This window comes from Bradyrhizobium sp. 192 (assembly GCF_023100965.1).
In the GTDB taxonomy this organism is placed as follows: Bacteria; Pseudomonadota; Alphaproteobacteria; order Rhizobiales; family Xanthobacteraceae; genus Bradyrhizobium; species Bradyrhizobium symbiodeficiens.
This window is the reverse complement of sequence record NZ_CP064690.1, coordinates 5,335,636-5,360,419: the sequence shown is the minus strand read 5'-3', so window position 1 is coordinate 5,360,419 and position 24,784 is coordinate 5,335,636. Positions and strand designations below refer to the sequence as shown.

Annotated in this window: 16 protein-coding genes and 2 pseudogenes; 11 read left to right on the top strand and 7 right to left on the bottom strand. The window is 64.4% G+C overall.

The window, feature by feature from the left end:
* Positions 1-81 precede the first annotated feature (81 nt).
* Positions 82-1,272: an HWE histidine kinase domain-containing protein gene (locus tag IVB24_RS24800; RefSeq protein ID WP_247769366.1), complete on the top strand. Its 1,191-nt coding sequence runs from the start codon at positions 82-84 to the stop codon at positions 1,270-1,272.
* 83 nt (positions 1,273-1,355) lie between these two features.
* Here IVB24_RS24800 and chrA read toward each other — a convergent pair whose 3' ends face one another.
* Both chrA and IVB24_RS24790 read right to left on the bottom strand, forming a co-directional pair.
* Positions 1,356-2,741 (bottom strand): chromate efflux transporter, encoded by a 1,386-nt coding sequence (chrA, locus tag IVB24_RS24795; protein ID WP_247774166.1) that lies wholly within the window; start codon positions 2,739-2,741, stop codon positions 1,356-1,358.
* The gene (locus IVB24_RS24790) at positions 2,741-3,559 is read right to left on the bottom strand and encodes a chromate resistance protein ChrB domain-containing protein (RefSeq protein WP_247769365.1); all 819 of its coding nucleotides are present in this window, start codon (positions 3,557-3,559) and stop codon (positions 2,741-2,743) included. Before IVB24_RS24790 ends, chrA begins: the two co-directional genes overlap by 1 nt.
* Positions 3,560-3,759: 200 nt before the next feature.
* Between IVB24_RS24790 and dmeF the strand changes: the two genes are divergently transcribed.
* From dmeF to IVB24_RS24765, 5 genes are all read left to right on the top strand, one after another.
* The gene (gene dmeF / locus IVB24_RS24785; RefSeq protein WP_247769362.1) at positions 3,760-4,731 is read left to right on the top strand and encodes a CDF family Co(II)/Ni(II) efflux transporter DmeF; all 972 of its coding nucleotides are present in this window, start codon (positions 3,760-3,762) and stop codon (positions 4,729-4,731) included.
* Between the two features lie 288 nt (positions 4,732-5,019).
* On the top strand, positions 5,020-6,852 hold the full coding sequence (locus IVB24_RS24780; RefSeq protein WP_247769358.1) for an adenylate/guanylate cyclase domain-containing protein: 1,833 nt from the start codon (positions 5,020-5,022) through the stop codon (positions 6,850-6,852).
* A gap of 181 nt (positions 6,853-7,033) precedes the next feature.
* Positions 7,034-8,023, top strand: a complete 990-nt coding sequence (locus tag IVB24_RS24775) for a phosphatase PAP2 family protein (protein WP_247769357.1) — start codon at positions 7,034-7,036, stop codon at positions 8,021-8,023.
* A 36-nt stretch (positions 8,024-8,059) separates the two neighbouring features.
* Entirely contained in the window at positions 8,060-10,057 is a 1,998-nt protein-coding gene (locus tag IVB24_RS24770; protein WP_247769354.1) for a hypothetical protein, read from the top strand.
* 174 nt (positions 10,058-10,231) lie between these two features.
* Entirely contained in the window at positions 10,232-11,110 is an 879-nt protein-coding gene (locus IVB24_RS24765; RefSeq protein ID WP_247769353.1) for a DMT family transporter, read from the top strand.
* Here IVB24_RS24765 and IVB24_RS24760 read toward each other — a convergent pair.
* Together IVB24_RS24760 and IVB24_RS24755 are read right to left on the bottom strand one after the other, a co-directional pair.
* The gene (locus tag IVB24_RS24760; protein WP_094977579.1) at positions 11,107-11,298 is read right to left on the bottom strand and encodes a hypothetical protein; all 192 of its coding nucleotides are present in this window, start codon (positions 11,296-11,298) and stop codon (positions 11,107-11,109) included. The two genes, IVB24_RS24765 and IVB24_RS24760, sit on opposite strands and share 4 nt — an antisense overlap.
* Before the next feature lie 31 nt (positions 11,299-11,329).
* Positions 11,330-12,487 carry an MFS transporter gene (locus IVB24_RS24755; protein ID WP_247769352.1) on the bottom strand — a complete coding sequence of 386 codons (1,158 nt, stop codon included), beginning with the start codon at positions 12,485-12,487 and terminating at the stop codon, positions 11,330-11,332.
* A gap of 179 nt (positions 12,488-12,666) precedes the next feature.
* On the opposite strand from IVB24_RS24755, the gene IVB24_RS24750 reads away from it, so the two are divergent.
* Complete coding sequence (locus IVB24_RS24750; RefSeq protein ID WP_094977581.1) at positions 12,667-13,926, top strand: adenylate/guanylate cyclase domain-containing protein; 1,260 nt, start codon at positions 12,667-12,669, stop codon at positions 13,924-13,926.
* On the opposite strand, the pseudogene IVB24_RS24745 reads toward IVB24_RS24750, so the two are convergent.
* The 3 genes and pseudogenes from IVB24_RS24745 to IVB24_RS24735 form a co-directional block, all read right to left on the bottom strand.
* A pseudogene (locus tag IVB24_RS24745) lies at positions 13,923-14,615 on the bottom strand (MFS transporter); the annotation flags it as partial. The gene IVB24_RS24750 and the pseudogene IVB24_RS24745 sit on opposite strands and share 4 nt — an antisense overlap.
* Before the next feature lie 98 nt (positions 14,616-14,713).
* Positions 14,714-15,712: an IS110 family transposase gene (locus IVB24_RS24740; RefSeq protein WP_247768435.1), complete on the bottom strand. Its 999-nt coding sequence runs from the start codon at positions 15,710-15,712 to the stop codon at positions 14,714-14,716.
* 186 nt (positions 15,713-15,898) lie between these two features.
* Positions 15,899-16,456: pseudogene (locus IVB24_RS24735) on the bottom strand (MFS transporter); the annotation flags it as partial.
* 165 nt (positions 16,457-16,621) lie between these two features.
* Between IVB24_RS24735 and IVB24_RS24730 the strand changes: the two are divergent.
* From IVB24_RS24730 to IVB24_RS24715, 4 genes are all read left to right on the top strand, one after another.
* Positions 16,622-17,974, top strand: a complete 1,353-nt coding sequence (locus IVB24_RS24730) for an Nramp family divalent metal transporter (protein ID WP_094977585.1) — start codon at positions 16,622-16,624, stop codon at positions 17,972-17,974.
* 665 nt (positions 17,975-18,639) lie between these two features.
* Positions 18,640-21,663 carry an adenylate/guanylate cyclase domain-containing protein gene (locus tag IVB24_RS24725; protein WP_247769350.1) on the top strand — a complete coding sequence of 1,008 codons (3,024 nt, stop codon included), beginning with the start codon at positions 18,640-18,642 and terminating at the stop codon, positions 21,661-21,663.
* Positions 21,660-22,943 (top strand): cytochrome P450, encoded by a 1,284-nt coding sequence (locus tag IVB24_RS24720; protein ID WP_247769349.1) that lies wholly within the window; start codon positions 21,660-21,662, stop codon positions 22,941-22,943. Before IVB24_RS24725 ends, IVB24_RS24720 begins: the two co-directional genes overlap by 4 nt.
* A gap of 21 nt (positions 22,944-22,964) precedes the next feature.
* The gene (locus IVB24_RS24715; protein ID WP_247769348.1) at positions 22,965-24,773 is read left to right on the top strand and encodes a hypothetical protein; all 1,809 of its coding nucleotides are present in this window, start codon (positions 22,965-22,967) and stop codon (positions 24,771-24,773) included.
* Positions 24,774-24,784 lie beyond the last annotated feature (11 nt).

Below are 24,784 nucleotides of genomic sequence, written 5' to 3'. Positions count from 1 at the left end.
AGTGGTTGGCGGGAAATCGGAAGAGTCTGGCTCTCCGTTGGCAGGACCGCATCGGTCGCCGTGAAATAGGGAGATATTGCCATGTCTACAAATCCTACTCAGGTGCCGAACGTTCTGATCGTGGAAGACGAGATGATCCTGCGCATGCGTGCTGTCGATATCGTGGAGGACGCCGGTTTTTGCCCCGTCGAGGCCGTCAATGCCGACGAGGCAATCTCGGTCCTCGAATCCCGCTCGGATATTTCGTTGCTTCTCACCGACATTCAAATGCCTGGCAGCATCGACGGCCTGAAACTCGCCCATGCGGTGTGCGAACGCTGGCCATCGATCAAGATCATACTGGTTTCCGGTCAAGTGAAGCCGTCCGAGGAAGAGAGGCCAGCCAACAGCCGCTTCTTCGGCAAACCGCTTGGTGTCGAGCAAATGATCACCGAGTTGCAGGGGATGATCGGTGCAGGTGCGCTGCAGATCATTCCGACTGCAGCCGATTGGATGACCGGTGAGGCGACTCACCCGACGCAAATGGCCGATCCTTCATCCCGATCAACACACGAGACTGTTCTGTCGGCCGAGAACGACAGTCTCCGCCTGCTGCTCGAACAAGCCGAGATAGACGCCAGGGCACTCATCATCCAAGCCGGAATCGACGCCGAGCAGCGAACCGCGGCCGACAAACTGCAGAAGTTGATCCTGGGCGAGCTTCATCACCGCGTCAAGAATACGCTTGCCATGGTCAGTGCCATCGCGTCCCAAAGCTTCCGCGGAGCGCTGAGTATCGAGCACGGACAGAAGGCCATGGAGGGAAGGCTGCTCGCATTGGGGCGAGCCCACGATCTGCTGCTGCAAGTCAGTTGGGCGGATGCAAGCCTTACTCACACGCTGAGCAGCGCGACGGAACCTTATGACAGCCATGGCGACCGACGTTTTCATTTCAATGGACCAGATATCAAGATCAGCTCCGTAGCTGTCATCGCGCTTGCGATGACGATGAACGAGCTGTGCACGAACACGACCAAATTCGGAGCGCTGTCGGTCCCCACAGGCCGCGTAGAAGTGGCGTGGGGAGTCGACGACGCGAAGCAGAGACTTCGCCTTGTGTGGACGGAAAGGGGAGGTCCCACGGTCGAGCCGCCGGTGCGGCGGAGCTTCGGCACCCGGATGATGGGGTCTCTCGGACAGCAATTGGCAGGTCAGGTGGGCCTTGCCTACGAACCAAGCGGCTTCGTCTATTCGCTGGATGTGCCGCTGAGCTCGGTTGTTGCAGCCGCCTGAACTGGCGCTGCCGGTCTCGATGATTTGCCGATCGGCATAGGCAACGTCGACGTCGCCTCGACTGCGCTTTTGCGGATCTTGCTTTAGATCCATCCCGCCAGCCGGAGCGCCACGCCTGCCGCGCAGCTCCCCGCGAGCACCGTCAGCATCCCCAGCTTGAACCGGAAGATCGCAGTGGCCGCCGCGATCGCCAGCAGCATCGCCGGGATATCGACGCTCGTCAGCACCGGCCTGTCGAAGTCCAGCGGAAACGCGTGCACCGGCACGGTCTCGCGGAACAGCGTGTGCAGGGCGAACCAGATCGACAGGTTGAGGATGACGCCGACGACGGCGGCGGTGATTGCGCTGAGCGCGCCGGCCAAACCCGCGTTGCCGCGCAGGCGCTCGATATAGGGCGCACCGACGAAGATCCAGAGGAAGCAGGGCGTGAAGGTGACCCAGGTGGCGAGCAGTCCGCCGAGCGTGGCCGCGAGCATCGGCGACAGGCCGCCGGGATCGCGGAACGCGGCCATGAAGCCCACGAATTGCAGCACCATGATCAGCGGGCCCGGCGTGGTCTCGGCCATGCCGAGGCCGTCCAGCATCTCGTGCGGCTTCAGCCAGTGATAATGCTCGACCGCCTGCTGGGCGACATAGGCCAGCACGGCATAGGCGCCGCCGAAAGTCACCAGCGACATTTTCGAGAAGAACAGCGCGATCTGGCTGAACACGTTGCCTTGGCCGAGCGCGATCAGCAACACGGCGACCGGCACCAGCCAGAGCGCCAGCCACAACGCACTGAGGCGGATCGTCCGCGCGGTGTCGGGACGCACATGATCGGGCACGGCGTCGCCGAGCATGCTGTCGATGACGGCGCTGCCGCCGCCATTGCCGTGACCGGCGGGCGCGAATTCCGGACGGCCGCTGCGTGCGCCGCCGTAACCGATGAGGCCGGCGGCGATGATGATGATCGGGAAGGGGACCGCGAAGAAGAAGATCGCGACGAAGGCGATGGCCGCCAGCGCGATCATGACGCGGTTCTTCAGCGCGCGCTTGCCGACGCGGACCACGGCCTCGACGACGATGGCGAGCACGGCGGCCTTCAGCCCGAAGAACAGCGCCTCGACGAAGCTGACATTGCCGAAGGCGGCGTAGATGGTGCTCAGGCCCATGATGGCGATGATGCCGGGCAGGATGAACAGGCCGCCGGCCATCAGTCCGCCGGCGGTGCGGTGCATCAGCCAGCCGATATAGGTCGCGAGCTGCTGCGCCTCCGGTCCCGGCAGCAGCATGCAGTAGTTCAGCGCGTGCAGGAAGCGGCCCTCGGAGATCCACTTCTTCTCCTCGACCAGGATGCGGTGCATCACCGCGATCTGGCCCGCGGGCCCGCCGAAGCTCAGGCAGGCGACGCGAAGCCAGACGCGAAACGCCTCGTTGAAGCTGATGCCGTGACCGGCATCAGCTCCCGTTTGACTGACGCGGGTATCCATCACGTCTTCACTTTGTTGGTCGGCCAATTGTGGGTCTCACCAGTGGCGTCGCGGCACCAGCGGTAGAAGGCGTCGTAGAGCAGCATGCCGGCCTCGAGCTGTTCGATGTCGTCGTCGTACATCCGCGACAGCCCGAGCGAGGCCGCGAGCAGGCCGGGCGCCTCCGGCGCGAGGTCCGGTCGCGCGGTGTCGGCGCCGCGCACCAGCGTTGCGAGCCTGAGCAAGGCCGGGGTCGCGATCCCGAACTCCTCGATCATGACGTCGAAGGTGCAGAGCTCGCCGCGGTGACTCCAGAATACGTTCTCGATGTCGAAGGGAGCCGCGCCAAACCGCTCGCCGACGGCGACCACTTCGGACGGCGCCACATACAGGAACACCGCGTTGGGATCGACGAAGCGGCGGATCAGCCATGGGCAGGCGATACGGTCCACCTTCGGCCGCGCCCGCGTCACCCAGACGGTGCGTCCTTTGGCATCGCGCGGCGGCAATTTTGTCGCGTCGATCAGTGGCAGCCTGGCGTCCTTCCAGCCCTCGAAGCCGCCCTCCAGCGTCTCGGCCTGCACGCCGAGTTGCCGCAGCCACGCCGCCGTGCCCTGCGCGAGCTTTGCGCCGCGCAGGCAGGCGACAATGGCGGCGCGGCCGGACAGCTCGCAGCCCCAGTCGGAGACAGTGTCGTGGCTGAGCTTGATGGAGCCGGGGATCAGCCTTGGGTCAGCGGCAAAATCCTCGTCCGTGCGCACGTCGATCAGGACAGGGGCATTCGCCGTGCCGATCAACCGTGTCAATTTGTCAGATGATATGGTCGTAAACGTTGACATGATGCGTCCTCGCATAAACGAAACGGGACGCGATACTTGGGCATGTCGCCTCGTGGGGAGATCGCTCAAATCCCCATGGCGCCATTACAGCTAAATCGCGCGGGCCTGTCAATCGGCGGTTTTGGAGGCGGTGAGCGTTAGAAAGATCGGCTGCCGCGGCCTATATTGGGCGGAGGAATCTGTTCCCGGAGCCTGACCTGATGCATTCCCATTCCATCGAACAATGGACCCACGACCACGCTTTCCTCGGCGAGAAGCACGACGAGAACGAGCGGCGCACCTGGCTCGTGGTCGTGCTGACGCTGGTCATGATGGTCGGCGAGATCGTCGCCGGCTCGCTGTATGGCTCGATGGCGCTGCTCGCCGACGGCTGGCACATGGGCACGCATGCGGCCGCGCTCGGCATTGCTGCGTTTGCCTACCGCTTCGCGCGCCGGCACCTGGGGAATGCGCATTTCACCTTCGGCACCGGCAAGTTCGGCGATCTCGCCGCCTTCGCCAGTGCGATCATCCTCGGGCTGATCGCGGTCGAGATCGCCTATGAGAGCGTGCTGCGGCTGTTCACGCCGGTGCCGATCGTCTACGGCGAGGCCATCGCGGTGGCCGTGCTCGGGCTCTGCGTCAACCTCGCCAGCGCGTGGCTGCTGCGCGACAACCACGACCACCATCATCACGGCCATGATCATGGCCACGGTCACGCGCACGATGACGGTGACGATCACGATCATCACGGCCATCACCACCATCATCACGACAACAATCTTCGCGCCGCCTATGTCCATGTCATGGCCGATGCCGCGACCTCGGTGCTGGCGATCGCGGCTCTGGTGGTGGCGATGTACTCCGGATGGGTCTGGGCCGATCCGGCCGTCGGCCTGATCGGCAGCGCGGTGATCGCGAGCTGGGCGTTCGGCCTGGTCAAGACGTCGGGCGCGGTGCTGCTCGACGTGCGCGCCGACGAGAAGCTGGAGCGGGTGATCCGCGCACGCATGGAGGTCGGCGACGACCGCGTCACCGATCTGCATCTGTGGCAAGTCGGCCCCGGCCATTGCGCCGTGCTGCTCTCGGTGGTGTCGGACAAGCCGAAGCAACCGGATGTGTACAAGCGGCGGCTGGTCGGGCTGAAGGGGCTTAGCCACGTCACGGTCGAGGTGGAGACGTGTCCGCATTAGCGAGAGTGAACGTGACTTCTCGTGTAGAGAGGATGTCTATTCTATTTTGAGTTGTGCATAACCGCCGCGGAGGCAACCGGCGCAGGCATTTGGCAATCGTGATCTGGTTCATAACCGGGCGGCCGCGTGCGCAGTATGCATTTGCGTGCGCTCTATGAGGGCATCCGCCGAATTGGCGATTGCCGGGGCAAGGTCCCGGTCGACATCAGGTAAGTGGAATAGCATCGGCCTCGAGAGGCCATTCACCTGAGAGCCCGGCAGCGGAGGCCGTGCTTCGGAGAGACGAGCATGGGCCTCGTGCAGCAGGACACAGTGGTCCTCTTGGTCGACCTCGTCGAGTCCGTGCGGCTGATGCGGGAGCATGAGGCATCCGCCGTGCATCGGTGGACAGACTTCGTCCAATTTGCCACCGACCAAATTCTGCCCCGTTATCGCGGCGGCCTCGTGAAAAGCCTCGGAGACGGGCTGATGGCCCGCTTCGAGTCGGTGCCTGACGCTGTCAATGCCGCGGCCGACATGCACCGGAGCATAGCTGTTCAGAACACGGGGCGTCCCGAGGATCAACACTTCCAGCTTCGTGCAGGGATCAACGCTTCCACTGCGTGGAGCGACGGTATCGACATCTATGGCACCGGTATCAATCTTGCAGCCCGGCTCGCAACCCTTGCCGGTCCCGGTGAAACGATCGCCAGCGAGGCGGCCCATGAGCAATTGGCGGCAGCTCTTGCCAGCCTTGCCAATCCCGGCGAGACGATTGGCAGCGCCGCGGCGCGCGACGAGCTGACGCACGGTGTGGATGCGTTATGCGAAGATATGGGCGATTGTATCCTCAAGCACTTTGACAAGCCGGTTCGCGCCTACCGCGTTGGTCGGGCCAGTCTGCACCCGAGCCTCGCCGTTCGGAGAGACTATGGAACTCCCATGGAGCCGACGATCGCCGTCATCCCCTTCGACGCGCGCAAGGACGCGGAGGAACATCTCGACATCGGTAACCTGATCGCGGACAGCGTGATCTGGCGCCTATCCAAATCGGCGAACCTCAAGGTGATCTCGCGTCTGTCGACCAATACATTTCGCGGCAGAGTCAGCGATGTCGCGGAAGTGTCGGCGCATCTCGGTGCCACCTACATTCTCAGCGGCAGCTACGTGGTCGCTGCGGGCCGGATACTGGTGACAGCGGAGCTGTCCGCGGCGCGAACCAACCAGGTCGTCTGGACCGACCGCCTGAGCGGGGATATCGGCGACCTGCTGCAGCCGGAGAGCGAACTGGCGCACCGCATCGCCGCTGCAGTGCATCTGTCGGTCTTCGATGCCGAGGTCGAGCATATCCTGACCCAGCCGTTGCCGACGCTGGAGAGCTATTCGCTGCTGCTTGGCAGCATCCGCCTGATGCACCGGTCGAACAAGGATGAGTTTCTCCAGACGCGCAAGGCTCTGGACGAACTGATCAATCGCCACGGCCGGATAGCTGCCCCACGCGCCTGGCTCGCCAACTGGTACATCCTGCGCATGACGCGCGGCTGGTCCGAAGACCGCAAGCGCGAGGCCGTCGAAGCATTGAGCGCCACTCGCGCAGCGCTCGACCGCGACCCCTCCGATGCGCTTGCGCTTGCGACCGAAGGCTTCGTCTATTGTCACATGTTGAAGGACCTGGACACCGCTCGAAAGCGGTGCGAGCAGGCCGTCGATGCCAACCCCAGCCACGCGCTGGGCTGGCTCTACCGCGGCACCGTCAACGCCTTCAAAGGCGAAGGCGAGGCGGCCGTTGCCGCAACGCAGCGTGCGATGGAGCTCTCTCCGCTCGATCCGCAGCGTTATTATTTCGAGTCCCTTGGAGCCACGGCTCTCCTTTCGGCACATCGATGCGGCGAGGCGGAAAAGCTCGCGCGCTCATCCCTCGTTCTCAATCGCATGCATCCGTCCACCTGGCGGGTCCTTACCATCGCACTCGTTTCGCAGGGACGGATTGAGGAGGCGCGCGCAGCGTTGGGCAGGATGCGCGAGCTCGAGCCGCAATTGACCGTGGATCGATACATCGGGCGCCTCCCGAATGCGCAGCTCGAAACAGGCAGGCACTGGGCCCGCTGCCTGGAAATCGCGGGTTTACCGACGACAGGCTGACTAACGACTTGTTTTCATAAGGAGGCAGGCAATGGCTCAACTAGGCGGAGCGGGAGGAGCAGGCGGCGCAGGTGGTGCTGGCGGAGCTGGTGGCGCAGGGGGAGCAGGCGGTGCGGGCGGAGCAGGCGGCGCCGGAGGGGCGGTCCTTGGCACACTCGGCGACGTCTGGGCCAATCCCATCATGGTGGATGCACTCATCCACGCCCGCGAAGGGACAATCGTTGTTCCCGAAATTTCGACGTCTCCATACTATTACTTTCACGCGCCTGTCTTGCCGACAACGATCGACGATCCCGCCCAACTGGATCGCTGGGAGCCGTGGGTGCGCGCCTTCACGGCGGTCGGGGAAATGCTGCAGGGCATCACCTTTCAGGTGTCGGCCGCCGATCCCAACTCATTCCTGGTTCGGTCGCCCGCATACGTGATTGCGGAGATAGGGCGTCCGGGCGAGTCGACGTTTAAGAACCAGATTGCGATGGTCCTGAGTTGGGCCGAGCTGCGCAACGAACGCGCCACGGAAATCATGGCGCAGGTCGATCCACAATATGCCTTCTGGTCTTCGATCGTCTATCTGCATCCCGAGAGGACCAGGCGCACGTTCGAGCTCATCAACATGGTCCTGCAGTTCTGCGTTTACGTGGAAATGCGCTTCAAGCATGCGCTGGCTTGCTGGCGGCCGGTCGAATACAACGCCGAGGTGCAGCCGATGATCACGACGCCGGGACACGGAAGTTTCCCGAGCGGACATGCGACGCAGGCCTACGCGGTAGCCTACGTGCTCAAACGGCTATTGAGCCTGCATAAGGCGACATCCGGATTCCCCCAGATCATCGAGCAGCTCGATCGCCAGGCGGCACGGATCGCAACCAACCGGGTCGTGGCCGGCGTCCATTTTCCGGTCGATAGCATGGCAGGGCGGATGTTGGGCATCGCCGTTGGCGAGTACTTCGTCGGGCGTTGTCTGGGGAGCACGGCAACCAGGAGGCGCACGTTCGACGCGGGCTACGTCGACAGTAACCCCAGCACGGATTTCAACCCCTTCCATGCTGACCAGGCGCTCAATGCCAACAAGTTCTATTCGGAAACCACCGGCGGGACCGTCACGCAGTCCCTCCTGATGAAGGAGCTGTGGGACAAGGCCTACTCCGAAGTGTCGACGAGATTCCCGTAGGAAACACGTTCCTGAAACGGAAGTGGAGAGCATTCCATGGCCGGAGAATTACCGACATGCTTCGACCCGTACCTTCGGTACGCAATCGCGAGCGAATTCAAGAACTTCGAGTTTTTCGACGAGCAGAAGTCCAAGCTATTCCTGTTTGTGGAGCTCAAGAGGGCCGATCTGGCTTCTGACTTTATGAGAGCTATGAGTCCTCACTGCTTCGGTGCCGAATTCGGACGGATCAGTCCGAATTCGCGATATCTGACCATGCGGGCTTACAAGAAGGCGGTCGAGGCAAACTTCCAGGCATGGAACGACAATGTATTCAGGGTCGAGTTGTCGCTTCCATCGGAGCCGACGGCCATACAAAAGAGCGTGCGGCTCGATAGGTTCTCGAGCGAACAACCACCAACGTCTCTGCTCATCGGCGTGATCGATGATGGCTGTCCGTTCGCGGCAGCTCAGTTTGTCAAGCGGATCGCGGGTGTCGCAACCGGGACACGCGTGCGCGGTGTCTGGGATCAGAACGAGCACGCAGACAGAGTCCCGATCCCCGCAGGTGCAGACGTCTTTGGCGAGAAGCCGTTCGATTTCAATTACGGCCTCGAGTTCCTTCGAGACTCCGTATCCGGCGTGGTCGGGCTCAACGACTGGATCCAGTTGCACAAGAGAGCAAACGTGATCGACGAGGATGGCTGCTACGCGGATGCGGGTTTCAAGACGCTCAAGCATCGGGGCTCGCATGGTGCACATGTGATGGATGTCCTCGCCGGACGCATTCCGCTCTCGGCACGCATCGCGCGCGGCGATCCGCCAAGTTGGCAGCCCGAAGATCCCCGAACCGATCCTGCTTGCGAAGCCGATATCGTGTTCGTGCAGTTTCCTGAGAGCTGCCTTCGCGACGCGACCGGCGTCTGGCTGAAGGGTTACGTCGCCGACGCAATCGACTACATCATGTCATTTGTCGATTCCGGCACAAAGAACGTGGTGATTAATGTCAGCTATGGGCCGACCACCGGACCTCATGATGGCACCGCAGCGCTTGAGGGCAAGCTGAGGGAGCTTGTCATCTACTACGACGGTACTTCCGGACGTCCAAAGCTTGATATTTTCCTGCCTGCCGGCAACAACTATCTGAGCGATGGGCAGGTCCGTTTCGTCAGGCAAACCGTGGCAGACGCCGACCATGTCGAGTGGACATGGCGGCTTCCTCCCGACAACACCGTGCTCTGCTTCGCTGAAGTCTGGATGAAGATGAACCACACGGGCGGTGTCGTTGTGACGCTGACGTCGCCCAGTGGTCTTAGCTCCTCGTCGACTACCGGTCCTGCGCCCCCCGGCCTCCCATCTCCGCCGCCCGCTGGACCCGCGCTTCCGCCTTACACCGGCGCGTATGCCCCGGTTGACTGGGGTGACAGCAGGGTGTGGCTGATTGCGGTCGAGCCCACCGTTGCCGGTGCCGGCATGGTGCCCGAGCATGGGAGCTGGAGGATCAAAGTCGAGGGCATCGAGGTGGGGAGCGAGGTTCATGCCTATGTGGCACGTACCGATCCGAACATGAACATGCGCACCGGTGCGAAGCGTTCGTATTTCGTCGATGCCGGATGGGAGGCGGGCCGCGCGGCCGAGGCCGGCTGCACGTATGCCGGTGGGGAGTTCGACAAGACCGGATCGCTTGTTTCTCGCCTGGGCACCCTTAACGGGATTGGTACGGACGCCGTCGCGGGTGTGCACGTGGCCGGCGGTCACATTCTTTCGGCGCCAAAACGCAAGTCGCCTTATTCGTCGGCGGGCCGCTCACGAACCGGGCCCCTCCCGCGGCGAGTTGGTCCCGACTACGCGCTGTTCTGCGACGAGTCGGATGCTCTCCAGGGGGTACGCGCCGGGGGCAATCGAAGCGGTATCGTGTTTCGTCTCATCGGTACCAGCGCAGCCGCGCCGCAACTCGCACGATTGGTTGCGGATCTGCGACCGTTAACGGTACACGATGCTCCAGCCAGTCCTCCGGACGAGAAGCGAGGTTGGGGCGATCTCTATCCGCCGTGACCTGTGGCGAGGCGCGCGAACAGGATTCGCGTTCCTTTTGCGCAAGCAAGGTCAGCGACGTCCAGAAGACGTCGCCCAAGGTCTATGACTGAGATAGGTAGCGAAGCTGCTGCCATGACGCTGGCAGCAGCCACGTGTTAGCGCCCTGCGAAGACTCCGCAACAGGAGCTGATCGTGGGAGAGTGGGTCGGGGTCGCGATCGCACTGCTGTCGAGCAGCATCGGCGGGACAGCTGCGGCGATCACCCGCTATCTCGTCGGCGGGGCCGATCCCATCCTGCTGGCGATCCTGCGCTGGGGGATCGGCTTTCTCTGCCTCTTGCCCTGTGCGCTTCTGCTCGGCGTGCGCTGGCCGCAAAGGTCCGACTGGCCGGCCGTGGCGGGGCTCGGCGTCTGCTTCTTCGGCCTGTTCTTTATCCTCTACAACATCGCGTTGTCCTACACGACGGCCGCGCGCGCGAGCCTCGCGCTGGCGACGCTGCCGCTCCACACCATGGTGGTCGGCGCGCTTCTCGGCGTCGAGCGTCTGACCGCACGCAAGATCACCGGCGTCGGCATCGCCGTGCTCGGCGTGGCGGCGGCGCTGGCCGTGGGCCTCGCGCAGAGCCCGCCGGGCGCCTGGCGCGGCGAATTGATCATGACCGGCGCAGTGTTCTGCATGGCGTTCTACAACGTGCTGTCGCGGCCGCTGATGCGGCGCTCCAGCGCGCTCGGTTTCCTCACGGTCGGGATGGGTGCAGGCGCGCTCGTGCTGGTGCTGGCAGGTCTGGCGAAGGGCAGCTTTGCGGCGCTCGAGCAATTCACGTCGGCGCAGTGGATCGCCGGCATTTATCTGGGCGTCGGCGGCGGTGCGCTCGCCTTCATCCTCTGGGTGACGGCGCTGGTGCGGGCGACGCCGACCCGCGTCGCCAATACGATGACGGTCAATCCGATCGCTGCCACCTTGCTCGCCGCGCTGCTGATCGGCGAGCCGATTACGACCAGCCTTCTGGTCGGGCTGGTCGCGGTGTTCGCCGGAATATGGATCGCAACCAGCGAGGCGAAGCCAGCCTAGCCCTTCGGTGCCGTCACCGTCGCCGGGCTCGCGTCCGGCGTCTTCTTCGGCTTCAACATGCCGGCGTAGAACGAGACCAGCCACACCAGGATGATGGCGAGGAGATAGACGCCCCAGGCCTGTGGCGGCGTGGTTGCCCAGCGCAGGAGTCCCTTGAATGTGCGGGGCGGGCTGTTGTCTTGGCTCATGGCTCGCTTGTGCGCGAAAGCTTCGGTCCGGTCAATCCGGCCGCGGCTTGGTGCGGATCAGGAACAAGGCCGCCAGCGCCGAGAGGCTGAGCGCGGAGGAGACGATCAGCACCTTGGCGCCCATGACGTCGATCAGCAGGCCGAAGGCCAGCGGCGCCACCGCCTGCGCCATCCGTGCGGGGGCGCCGATGATGCCGAGACGGTAGCCGAAATCCTTCGGCCCGAAGATCGACAGCGGCAGCGTGCCGCGCGCGATCGTCAGAATGCCGTTGCCCGAGCCGTGGAACAGCGCAAACGCGCTCGCCGCGGCGCCGCCGAAGATCGCCACGATTACCGCGCCGATCGGATGGGTGAGGCAGGCGAGCCGGGTCGACCACAGCGGATGGAAGCGGCTGAGGAAGCCGGCCTCCAACATGCGGGCCCCGACTTGCGCCGGGCCGATCAGTGCACCGGCCGCGATGGCTTCGGCAGGCGTCGCCCCCGTCGTCTCCAGGATGCGCGGGAAATGCGCGGCCATGGCGCCGGTGACGGTCCAGACCGCCGCGAAGATGAAGGCCAGCAGGACCATGGTGCGGTCGAGCGGCAGATGCGGGTTCTCGGCCGTCGCCGCCGCCTGTTTGGCGCCCTTGATCGCCGGCAGCATGAAGAAGTTCAGCGGCAGGCCGATCAGGATGTTGGCGGCGGCCCACGCAAAGCAGGTCTCGCGCCAGCCGATATGCGACAGGCCCCAGGCGGTGAGCGGCCAGCCGACGGTGGAGGCGAAGCCCGCCATCAGCGTGATGCCGGTAATGGGCCTGCGCGCCTCGGTGCCGTAGATGCGCCCCAGCGCGGCGAAGGCGGCGTCGTAGAGCCCCATCGCCATGCCGATGCCGAGCACGAGCCAAGCGAACACCATCACCGGGACGGAATGTGCGAAGCCGAGCAGCGCGAGGCCGGCGGCGATCGTCAGGTTCGAGGCGGACAGCACCTGCCGGCCGCCGACGAGATCGATCTGCCGTCCGATGCGCGGCCCGAGCATCGCCGAGATCACCAGCGAGGCCGAGAACGCGCCGAAGATCCAGTTGGAGGAGACGCCGAGGTCGCGCGCCATGGGATCGGCGATCAGCGCCGGCAGATAATAGCTGGAGGCCCAGGCCAGGGTCTGCGTGGTGCCGAGCGCCAGGATGATCGGAAGCTGGCGCTGGCTCATATTGCCGTATTTCTGGTCGGCGGTGTCATCGGTTCCATTTGCAGCGGCAACGACAGCGCGTCAACCGCGGCTGCGGCATATTGGACCTGCTGCGGACGAGAGCCTTGAGACGGGAGCCTTGGTCGCATGACGTTCGCACGCGGCCTTCCGCTCGTCACGAATGCACGCCATAATGGCGCATGCAATTGACCTCGCGCCTTGCGCTGATGAACTGGCTGACCGGCCAGGGGCTCACGGGCCTTCCCGAAATCGACCTGCTCCGCGGCTTCTGCGAGCGCTGCTGCGCCGAAGGGCTCGACCTGTCGCGCGCGCTGGTGGTGATCGACACGCTGCATCCGATCTACGAGGGCCGCGGCTTCCGCTGGAGCGACCGTCCCAGCAACGAGAGCGACGCGTTCGAATACGGCTCGACCGCCGACGGCGACGCTGCCGCAAGCTGGCGCCGCTCGGTGTTCTTCCACATGCTCGAGAATGGCCACGACGAGATGGTGATCGATCTCGCCGAGGCGCCGTCGCTGGATTTCTCGCAGATCGGCGAACTCGCCGAGAAAGGCCACAAACATTATCTCGCCTTCGTGCATCGCTTCGGCGAGAACGGCGCGCTCGGCCTGATGGACTGCCTCTATTCCTGCTGGACCACGCGCCGCGACAGCGGCTTCAGCGACGGTGAGCTCGAGGCTTTGCGCGATCTCGTGCCGGTGCTGGGGCTCGCGATCAAATCGGCGCAGCAGGTCGATATCGCCCGCACGCTCGGGCGCGTCTATCTCGGCCGCGACGCCTCCGCGCAGGTCTTGCGCGGGCGCATCTCGCGCGGCGTCACCGAGCGCATCAACGCCGTGCTGTGGTATTCGGATTTGCGCGGCTCGACCGGGATCAGCGAGAGCATCGCGCCCGACGAGATCATCCCGTTCCTCAACGACTATGCGCAGGCCGTGATCGACCCGATCCACGAGGCCGGCGGCGACGTGCTCAAGCTGATCGGGGACGGCGTGCTCGCGATGTTCTGGGGTGAGGACATGGCGGATGCGCGCCGCGCTGCGCTGCGCGCCGAGCATCTGTTCCGCAAGAACATCGCGGCGCTGAACAAGCGGCGCGAGGCCGACGGCCGTCCCACCACGTCGGCCTATATCGGCCTGCATGTCGGCGAGGTTTTCTACGGCAATATCGGCAGCGAGGACCGGCTCGACTTCACCGTGGTCGGCCCGACCGTCAACGAGGTCAGCCGCATCGCCTCGATGAGCCGCTCGGTCGACCGCGAGCTGCTGGCCTCATCCGAGTTCTACCAGGGCCTCGATGCCGCCGGGCGACGCTATCTCGTCTCCACCGGCCGCTACGCGCTGCGCGGCATCGGCCGCGCGCAGGATCTCTACACGCTCGATCCCGAAGTCGACGCCAGCGAGCCGGTGACGGGGAGCTACGAGCGGTATCTGGCGAATTAGCAGCCGACCGCCACTTCATCCCCGACCATGTCCGGCTGGCGATCCAGCCACACCGCCGGCGACAGCCAGATCACCAGCGCCTGCACGCCGAATACGGCGGCTGCGAGATAGAGGCACGCTTCCGCGCTCCAGAGGCCGCCGACGACCGCCCCCAGCGCCGAGCCGAGCGGGCGGGCGCCGTAGCTCATGATGTTGATGGCGGAGACGCGTCCGAGCAGGCGCGGCGGCGTCACCGACTGGCGCAGCGTGGTGGTCGAGATCACCCACAGGATCGGTCCGACGCCAAGCAGGAAGAAGCTCAACGCGGCGAGAAAGGGCGAGGGGACCAGCACCGTCAGCGCCATCACCACCGCCGCAACGAAGCCGGTGACCGGGCCGAGGCCGACCACGGTGCCGAACGCGATGCGCCGCATCACGCGGGTGGCAAGCAGCGCGCCGATCACCATGCCAACGCCGTACATGGTCAGCACGGTGCCGATTCCGGCGGCGGTCAGGCCGAGATGGCGCACGGCATAGGGCACGAACACCGCGATCTGCAGGAACCAGCCGGTGTTGAAGATGAACTGGGTGACGAACACCGGCCGCAGCAGCGGATGGTGAAACACGAACGCCGCGCCTTCGCGGATGTCCTGGAACGGATGGCGCCGCGGGACGGGCGCGCGTGCGGGTTCGTAGATGCCGGAGAGCAACTGTGAAGTAGCTCGGCGACCGGCCGGCCTCAAGGCTGGCGCTCGCGCGCCACCGCCTTCGGCGGCTGACGGCCTTGACCCCGTCCGCTCACCGATCTTCAGGCTGTGCATGCGCTCGGCGGAAGCCGAGCGGTGCCGCCGACTTCGTACCGCTTGGCATCCCATTTCTCGCCGCGTGCGATCATGACGTTGAGGATCACGATCAGCTTACGCATGCAGGCAGTGAGCGCAACCTTCGGCTTCTTGCCTTTGGCGATCAGGCGATCATAGAAGGCCTTGAGCACGGGATTGTGCCGTGTCGCGGCTCCCATGCACGCCATGTAGAACAGGTTGCGGACTTTGCGGCGCCCGCCCTGGATATGACGGACGCCCCGACGTTTGCCGCTGTCGTCGTCATAAGGCGCAGCACCCAGCAGTGCCGCAGCAACTTTGTCCCCGATCTGGCCGAGTTCCGGCATCGCCCCGATCAATCCGGCCGACGTGCCCCCGCCAAGACCCGGCACGCTCTCGATGATCTCGGCGAGTTCGGCAAAACGCGGCGTGGCCTTGATTAGAACTGCGATCGCTGCTTCCAACTTGGCAACTTCCAAGGTGATCTGCTTCAGCAGGCGGCCCTGCATTTTCTGCACGACGTCAGGTGTGGAATGCTCATTCCTGCTTTGCAAGCTGGTCCGCATGTCGATCAGAGCCTGGCGCGCATTCACGATCTGCACCAGTTTCTCACGTGCCGCATCGTACGTTTGGCCCTTTGCCTCGATGAAGGTCTCGGCGAACCAGGCAATCATTTCCGCATCGATTGGATCGTTCTTGGCGAGCCGTCCGGCCGATCTAGCGAAGTTGCGCACCCGCTTCGGATCCACGATCAGGGCTTCGATACCAGCCTCGCGCAGCGCTTTGGCCCATTCCCGCTCATAGCCGCCGGAAGCCTCCATGGCGGCCTTGCCGACCTTGTGCTTTCGAAGCCAGCGGATCAACGCTCGCCGCCCCTCCGGCGTGCTTGGGAACGCCTGCCGTTGTGACAATGAGCGAATGCACACATCCACCTTGTCCTTGGCCACGTCGATGCCAGCGACAACCAGACCGTCTTGTGCCATCATCCAATCCCTTCCTTGCTCGGTCCGGGCTCGAAGCCCATGCAACTGTTCGGGTTGAGGAAGACCACCGGATCTGTCCCTAGCTCCCCGACAGGCTCAAGGCCTTCGAGCACGATCGGGCTCAGATCCAGCGACGGGCGGTTTTACGAGAACCGCCCGTTCGCACATTCTGGCAGATTTTCCAGACACAAGCAGCACGACAGCGATGGCGGAGAGTGCCGCGGCAAAGCCGAAGGCCGGGCTTGCGCCCCACCATCCGACCAGTGCGCCGCCAAGCGCAGGGCCGCTGGCAAAGGCGACGGTGCGCGCGAGCTCGATGCGGGCATTCGCCGCCGGCAGGAGGTCGGAGCTCACCAAGGACGGCACCAGCGCCGGCGCGGCCACGCTGTAGACCACGGTGCCACAGACGGCTGCGAAGCCGAGCAGCGCCAGCAGCGGAAGATTGAGCGCGCCGAGCGCGAGCAGCAGCACGATGGTGGCGAGGGCTGCGGCCCGCAGCGCCTCGGCGCCGGCCATCAGCGAGCGGCGCGAGATGCGGTCGGCGAGCAGGCCGGCCGGAATTGCGAACAGCACGAAGGGCAGGGTCAGCGCGGTCTGCAGCAGCCCGGTCTGGCCTTCCGCGACCCCGAGCGTGAGCACGGCGACGATGGGGGCCGCGGCCAATGCGATCTGCTCGGCCGACTGCGCCGCGAGGTTGGACCAGGCGAGGCGGGCAAAGGTGTCGGGAAGGCGAGGCGGGTTTGACATGGCTCATTTCCTGCTAAGTCGGTTGGCGCCAGTATCCAGCGCCAAGGGCCGCCGGACCCACCCGCTTCCCGACAAGGTGGCGAAGCGGCAGGAGCGGGAACCCATGTCGACTAGATGCAGTTGCAAATGAGTTGCAATAAGCCTCGAACTCGGTATTCTCCTCGCATGGATGCCCGATCGCCTGATTTGACCCCCGACGCCGCCGGCTGGCGCGCTGATGCGCCCGTCACCAAGAGCCTCCCCGAAGTCAACGCCACGGTCGCCGTTCCGCTCGGTGGCCGCTGGTGGCGCCGGCTGCTCGCCTTTGTCGGTCCCGGCTATCTGGTCTCGGTCGGCTACATGGACCCCGGCAATTGGGCAACCGACCTCGCCGGCGGTTCGAAGTTCGGCTACACGCTGCTCTCGGTCATCCTGCTCTCGAATTTGATGGCGATCCTGCTGCAGTCGCTGGCGGCACGGCTCGGCATCGTCACCGACCGCGATCTCGCGCAGGCCTGCCGCGGCACCTATTCGCCGCCGGTGAATTTCCTGCTCTGGATCGCTTGCGAGGCCGCGATCATCGCCTGCGATCTCGCCGAAGTCATCGGCACCGCGATCGCGCTGAAGCTGCTGTTCGGCATTCCCCTGATCGGCGGCGCGCTGCTCGCGGCACTCGACGCCTTCCTGCTGCTGCTCCTGATGAACCGCGGCTTCCGTTTCCTCGAAGCCTTCGTCATCGCGCTGCTGGGGGTGATCGCGGTCTGCTTCGCGGTCCAGATCGTGGCCGCGGCGCCGCCGGTCGCCGAGGTCCTGCACGGCTTCATGCCGAAGAGCGAGATCTTCACCAACCCCGAGATGCTCTACATCGCGATCGGCATTATCGGTGCGACGGTGATGCCGCATAATCTCTATCTGCACTCCTCGATCGTGCAGACGCGCGCCTATGAACGCAACGACGAGGGCCGCCGCGAGGCGATCAAATGGGCGACGACGGACTCGACCATCGCCCTGATGCTGGCGCTGTTCATCAACGCAGCGATCCTCATCGTGGCGGCGGCGACCTTCCATAAGAGCGGCCATTCCGACGTCGCCGAGATCGGCCAGGCCTTCGAGCTGCTGTCGCCGCTGCTCGGTCTCGGTATCGCCTCGACGCTCTTTGCGATTGCGCTGCTCGCCTCCGGCCTGAACTCGACGGTGACGGCGACGCTCGCCGGCCAGATCGTGATGGAGGGCTTTCTCGACCTGCGCCTGCCGAGCTGGGCGCGCCGCCTGCTCACGCGCGGCATCGCCATCATTCCGGTGATCGTCGTCACCGCGATCTACGGCGAGCGCGGCACGGCCGACCTGCTGGTGTTCAGCCAGGTCGTGCTGTCGATGCAGCTGCCCTTCGCGGTGATCCCGCTGGTCCGCTTCGTCTCCGACCGCCGCAAGATGGGGCAGTTCGCGATTCCGGGATATGTCGCGGCGATCGCCTGGATCGTCGCGGGCGTCATCGTGGTTTTGAACGTGAAGCTGCTGGTGGATACGCTGTTCGGGTGAGGGCGGCGGCGATCCGCCCGGCCCGTTCAAGTGGACCGTGCTCGACGGGCCTCCCGATCAGACAGCGGGCATGACCCTCCCGAACGCGAGCCTCCGCCCAGTGAGATGTGTCGGCTGGCGAGCTTGTTCCCCGTTTTCGGGCGCAGGTTTGCCGCGGAGGACATCGGGGTCGATTTGGCAAACTGTCACTTTTCAAGTTGTGCGACACGCGCATACTAGTTGCAATTGCTGACCGGGCGTACAATACTGACGCCTGTTTCAGCATTGATTTTGCTTCCGGCGGGATGATCGGCGGGTCCCGCGCCGGACCAGAGCGGCCACTGCAGTTCTCCGGATTCATCTATCGGTTGTGCGCAAATATGGTTGCCGCACGAAATACTTGGTTTGATCGTTTGGATTGATCGACAGCTTGTTTTTCTACTGAGCGGGTTCACGCCTCGAAGGGGCGATGTTCAAGGCAGAACGCATTTGTAATTTGTTCAAGTCATTGATGAGTGTGTGCTGCCGTGACCAGGTGTCCCGCTTGTTCAGCCTATATTTCCCGTGAGCATCGCTTCTGCTCTCAATGCGGCGCGAGCCTCAATCGCAACGCGGAAGAGCCGGGCGCCCCGAACCGCGATGCGCACGTCGTCCAGCTGCACCATCCTATTCCGGTTCGCTCGCAGATGCTGACTGAAAACAAGCAGGTCAGCGTGCTGTTCGTCGACGTCTGCAATTCGACCTCCCTGGTGCAGCATGTCGACCCCGAGGAAGCCCGCGCCTATCTCGGCAGGGCGCTGGACCGGTTGGCCGAGGCGGTCGAGACCTATGGCGGCACGGTGAGCCAGTTGCTCGGCGATGGCCTCGTCGCCTTGTTCGGCGCGCCCGTGGCCCAGGAAGACCATGCCCTGCGGGCGTGCCTTGCCGCTCTCAAGATGCAGAGAGCATCCATCCCAGGCCATGACGTCGGAGGCCTCGTCAGCCCGACGCTGCGCATCGGTATCAATTCGGGCGAGGTGCTGGTCGGGATCGTCGGACAGTACCGGTGGTCCCATTACGGCGCGGACGGAAAGACGATCCATCTCGCCTCGCGGCTCGAGAAGATGGCGCCGCCCGGCGGCATCTTGATCAGCGCCGCGACGCAGCGGCTGGTCGCGCAGCAGATCGACACGCGTACGGCCGGCATGCGGACCGTGCGTGGACTGGATGTTCCGATCGAAGTGCATGAAGTCGTGGTGGAGACCGAAAGTTCGGCGGCCGCGCCATTGACGCGGAAGCCGCGCTGGGCGCCTCTGATCGGACGCGAACACACGCTGAGGATCCTGGAAGGGACGCTGGAGACCATTCAGAAGTCCGGCATGCGAACGATCGGGTTGTGTGGCGATGCCGGGATCGGCAAGTCGCGTCTGATCGTCGACTGGATGGACAGCCTCGCGCGAGAGGGGATCGAGATCTGCTTTTCGCAGGCGAGAGGATATGCGAGCACGCGTGCCTACAGCACCGCCACCGATCTGACCGCAAGTCTGGTCGGGCTTCCGCAAACGAGTGCGGCCGACATTCGGCATTCGGCCAAGCAGGCGTTGATTGCGGAATGGCCCGAAGACGGCGCCGAGCATTTGGCAGCGGTCAATGATCTCCTGGGACTTGCGGCGCCGGATGAGGCCTGGCTGGCGCTGAACCCGACGCTTCGACGGCGCCGGATCGGCGAGGCGTTGCTCTGGCTCGTGCGCAGACGCGTGCGGTCCGGCGCCTTCGTGCTCGTGCTCGAGGATGTTTTCCTGGCCGATCGCGAGAGCCGGCGGCTGTTCGAGGGCCTGCTTCCCAAACTTCAGGGGCTGCCGGTCCTGATTTGCGTCACCTATCGTCCGGATTTCGAGCACCAGTGGCGAGGGACATCCTGGTTTGCCGAGCACACGATCGAGCCGCTGGGGGATGGAGAAATGCTCCGGCTCGCGCGCGCCTGTCTCGGCGATGATCCGTCCGTGCTCGGCATCACGACAGAACTGGTCTCGCGCGCCGACGGCAATCCCTTCTTCCTGGAACAACTGGTCTTCACGCTGATCGACGACGGGTCGCTGGAGGGAACCCCTGGCGCCTACCGCTTGCAGAGGCCTTTCGGCGAACTGCGCGTGCCGGGCTCCATCGCGGCGGTGATCGGCGCGCGGGTCGACAGGCTGCCCGACGCTGCCAAGTCGGCGATCGAGGCCGCGGCCATCCTCGGGGATCCCATCACGCACGACCTGGTTGCCGCAATGCAGGCCGTGGACCTCGATCGCGCCGAAGAGCTGTTGGGTCTTTGCGTCGCGTCCGGCTTGCTGACGGGGCCGGACCAGGCGAGGAGCTCGCGCGGGTCGCACGCCTTCGCATTCCGTCATGCGTTGGTCCGTGACGTCGTGCTCGGGGTACTCACGCGCGCCAGGCTCAAGGCACTGCATCGCCAGGCCTTCCTGGCGCTGCACGCCCAGCCCGGCGCCGCCGATGTCGATGCCGCGCCGGCACTGGCGCATCATGCCTTCGGGGGCGAGGAATGGGAGCAGGCGGCAAAATTCGCCGCCAAGTCGATGGCTCGTGCCATCTCGCGCTCGGCCAATCGGGAGGCCGTCCAATTGCTGGAGAACGGCATCCAGGCGGCACAGCGCGTCGAGGGAGCGACGACCGCCCAGACCCTGGAGCTCGCGCTTCGGCTGGAGGCCATTGGTGCAATGCTGGCTCTCGGGCAGATCGACGAGATCTTCGACAACATGGAGCGGGCAGAAGCCATCGCCGTGCAACTGAACGATCAGCGTGCAAGGGCTGCGGTTTCGACCGAGACGGCTGTATTTCTGTGGATGCGCGGACGTTTCGAGCAAGGTCTGCGCTACGCTTCGCAGGGCCTGGAAGCGGCACGCCTCGCACAGCGTCGTCACATGATGATGGCGGCGCATCAGACCCGCCTCATGCATCTGCATGCGCTCGGGCGATACGCTGAAGCGGCGGCCGAAGGCCAAATCCTGCTGTCCGATTACGAACCGGAACTGTCGGCCCACTATGTCCAGCCCGGCTGGGCCGCGATTCCGATCATCAACCTGTACGCCTTTCATGCCAGCACGCTCTGGCGCCTCGGGGATGGCGGCGCTGCGGACGATTTCTGCGCTAAGGCCTACGAGATTCTATCCAGCATCGATCATCCGTATTCCCGGCTGTTGATCGACACGGTCCAATCGCAGATCTGGGTCGAACGCGAGGAACTCGACCGTGCCGAGTCCTTGATGCGCAAGGGTGTGCAGCAATGCTTGATGCACAACGTGCCGACCATGCTGTCCGTGTGCACCGGCGTTCTCGGCAGCGCGCTGGCGCGAAACGGCAAGGCCGCCGAAGCGGTGCCCATGCTGGAGAAGGGATTCGCCGATCGCATCTACGAGGCGGCCGGCCCCTATGGCAGGACATTCATGCGCGTGAGCCTGGGGATCGCCTATCGCAAGCTCGGACGACTGGACGACGCGATGGCTGTCGGACGCAAGGCGGTCGAGCAGGCCGCCGAGGAATACGGACACCAGACCGAAGCCCTGTACGAGCTTGCGGAAACCATGCGGCAGGCCGGCGATCTGGTAGGCGCCGAAGCGCATTTCAAGCGAGCCGCCGAGGCAGCGGAGCGTCTGGGCATGCCTCACTATCAGAGACGGGCCGCCGCGGCGCTCGCAGATTGGCGCAAGGACGGGTACGCAGCATGAAGCTCTCGGCTGGCACTCCCGATGCAATGCCGCCGGGGCTCCGGAGCCTCTCCTATGGGATCTTCTGTTGGGCCAATCGCCATCCGGGCGCATTGCGAGCCCTTGGTGCCGTGTTTCGGCTTTTGCCGTTCGTGGGGGGCTGGCTCGGCATGGCGGCACGGGCCAGCGCCGTCAAGGGTGTGCTGACCAGGCCGCAGAGTTTCTCGAACGCCGCGCACGCGGCGAACCTGTCGGCCGGCGATTATCTGATCGGCATGGATCCCGGTCCCACCTACCACGACGACAGGCGTCTGCTCGATGATCGGTTGGCTTTGCTGGCTGCGAGCTTGCCGGCCGCGGCCGATCAGGAGGTTCAGCGACGCGTCCAGCAGCTTGGGCAGCTCGGGACGAATAAGTCTTTCGACCTGATCGAGGACTACCTGATGTGGATCGTTTTCCGAGCGATGGATCCGCTGTTCGGGGCGGCAACGGGCAAGGTGGTGGCGGGCGCGAATGGCAACGTCAACGACCCAGGGTTGCAACGGCAATATCTCCTGGAAATCAGGTATGTCGCAGGCCAGCTTCTTGCCGGAAGCACTGCGACGCTGAGGGTTCAGCGACGGGCAGAGCTCTGCTCGGATGCGTTGCGTGCACGTATCGCCGCCGTGAGCCGCGACATCGAACAGGCTTGGGGCGTCCAGAGTACTGCCAGCACGATCACGCGGAATGCCGCCGGTCTTGCCTGGATTTCGCATCCGGTCACGGTGCAGTCGGGGGCACTCGCGGTGCAGGAACTGCTCGGGCGTACCAAGGTTCACCGGGCCCTGCGGGCGGAAGCCCAGCGGCTGGGGGCGGCCGGCGTTTGGCACGACGCCAGGTTCCGCGATCTGGTGCGCCAGCACATGCTCGAGCTGATGCGCTTTCGGCCCATCTTTCCGCTGCTCGCGCGCGACGTGCCGCGTGATACGGAATTTGAGACCGGCGCGCGGCACAACGCGCCGTGTTCCGCTGGCGGCAAGATGGCGATCTGGTCGATCGCCGCCCTGTTTGATTCCAGGGTGGTCAAGAAGAGCGGTCAGTTCTGTCCCGCCCGCAATTGGGGTCCACATCAGGATTTGCGTTGGCTGATGTTCGGATACGGCACGCGCCAATGTCCCGCCAAGGACTACGCGGTCGAAATCCTGACGAGTGCGCTGATTGGTCTGCTGATCCTGCCAGAGCTGCGGCTAACGCGAGGCGAGGGCAAGGCTATTGCCTACGACGGCGCACTGATGTCTCGCATGCGCGTGAACTTCGTCTGACGGATTGGGGAAGGACAGTCCATGCTCGAAATGGTCCGGCAGCAGATGATCTGCATCATTGCGCCAGGCTGGCGCGGCGCGGTGGATTTTTCCGATTCGGGAGACATGCAGCCCGCGTTGAATGCGCTCCTTGAGGATGTTGCGGTCATTCAGTTCGCGTCCATCGCGCTGTTGCCGGCGCGAACGGACGCGCAGGAGCAGACGCCGTCGCTGATGCTCGAGCTTGCCATCGAGGAAGGCATCGATCCCAAGGACATGCTGTACAGGCTCGTGCATCATCCCAGCGGCACGATGTGGTCGCTCTTCGGCTCCTACTGGCCCGGCGGCGGGCCTCCGCTGGCGAGCGCGCGCAACGGACAATTGTTCGACAAGCTTGTCGGGTGGCTCAGTCTCGCCGATGGCGGCTTCGTCGGTCCTCGCGACCGAACGGCCCGGCAGATCAGGAAGGAGCGCGATCTGCTGACATGGACCCGGGACGAGGGGCGCAAGCTGAGAGCCATGTACGGCGATGACCGTGCGTCGTTCGCGCTTGCGCTAGCGCAGCGGGCATTCCAGGACCCACGCTTCGACTGGGCGATGCAGCCTTCACCGCGGTCCTATTGGCGTGGGAAGGGTGCCAGCATCTCGGCAAAAGTCGGCTATGGGCTCGTGGTTTTCGGCCTGTGGCTGGCCCTGGTCTGGCTCCTGGGCGCGCTGCCGCGAGGCTTGTTCGGCGCCTACACCTGGTTCGTCGGCGTATCCTACCCCGAAGTGCAGTCCGTGGTGGATGTCATAAGCAGTGTGAGCATGTGGATCGTGTGGGCGAGCGTCAGGGCACTGCTCGCCCTTGTCGGGCTCCTGTTCCTGGGATGGCTGCTCCTGGTCGCGTTGCCGGCCCTGTCCGTGCCGTGGCGGCGCTGGGTGGACAGCGTCCGTCGCGAACTCGAACGGCCAACCGAGACCTGGTCGTCATTCTCCACCTGTGTAGTCGGCTGGATCGTGATCGTGCCGTTGCTCGTTGCCATCCTGGTGTGCGCGGTGGTCTTCGTCTTCTATCCGAAGCCGATCATGGAAGGGATCACGGCTTTGACTGCGCGGGTTCCGGGGTGGGAGCTCGCCGTCTTCGGCGTGCTTGCGATCGTCGCGCTGCTCGTCATCGGGACCTTCTTCTCCTGGATCAATCGCCGGTTCGAGGCCTTGAGCAAGTGGTTCTTTCATCCCTACGAAGAGGATGTCACCCGGGCCCAGCAGGTCCATCCGTCAATCGACCAGTGCGAAGCGCTGTTGGCCGGCGGGACTGCGCACATGGTCAGCCTGACTGATATCCGAAGCCCGAACGGCTGGGGCGCCTGGTGGATCCGCGTGTCCCTGCGTATCGTGACGTTCTTTGGGCGGGTGTTCTTCACCGAAGGGCGGCTGGGTGATGCACCGGGTATCCATTTTGGTCATTGGCACATCATCGAGGGCGGTCGGCGCTTTCTATTCTGCTCGAACTATGACGGCAATTTCGGCGGCTACCTCGACGATTTTATCAACGGAGCGACCATCGGGACCACGTTGGCCTGGCGATGGACGACGCTGAGGTCGCGGGGATCGGCTGCCGTCGGGCAGCCGGACGTCAAGGAGCCGCGCGATTTTCCACCGACGCGTTTCGTGCTTTTTCGCGGCGTGAAGTGCGAGTTGAAATTCAAGTCCTACGCCCGCGACAGCATGCTTCCGCACATGTATCGCTTCGACGCGTGCAACGCGACGATCGACGAGATCAACCTCGCAACCGGGCTGCGTAACGCCCTGTTCGGTGAGCGCAACGACAGCAACGACGACTTCATCATGAGGGCGATCGAAACATGAAGGCCTCGCAT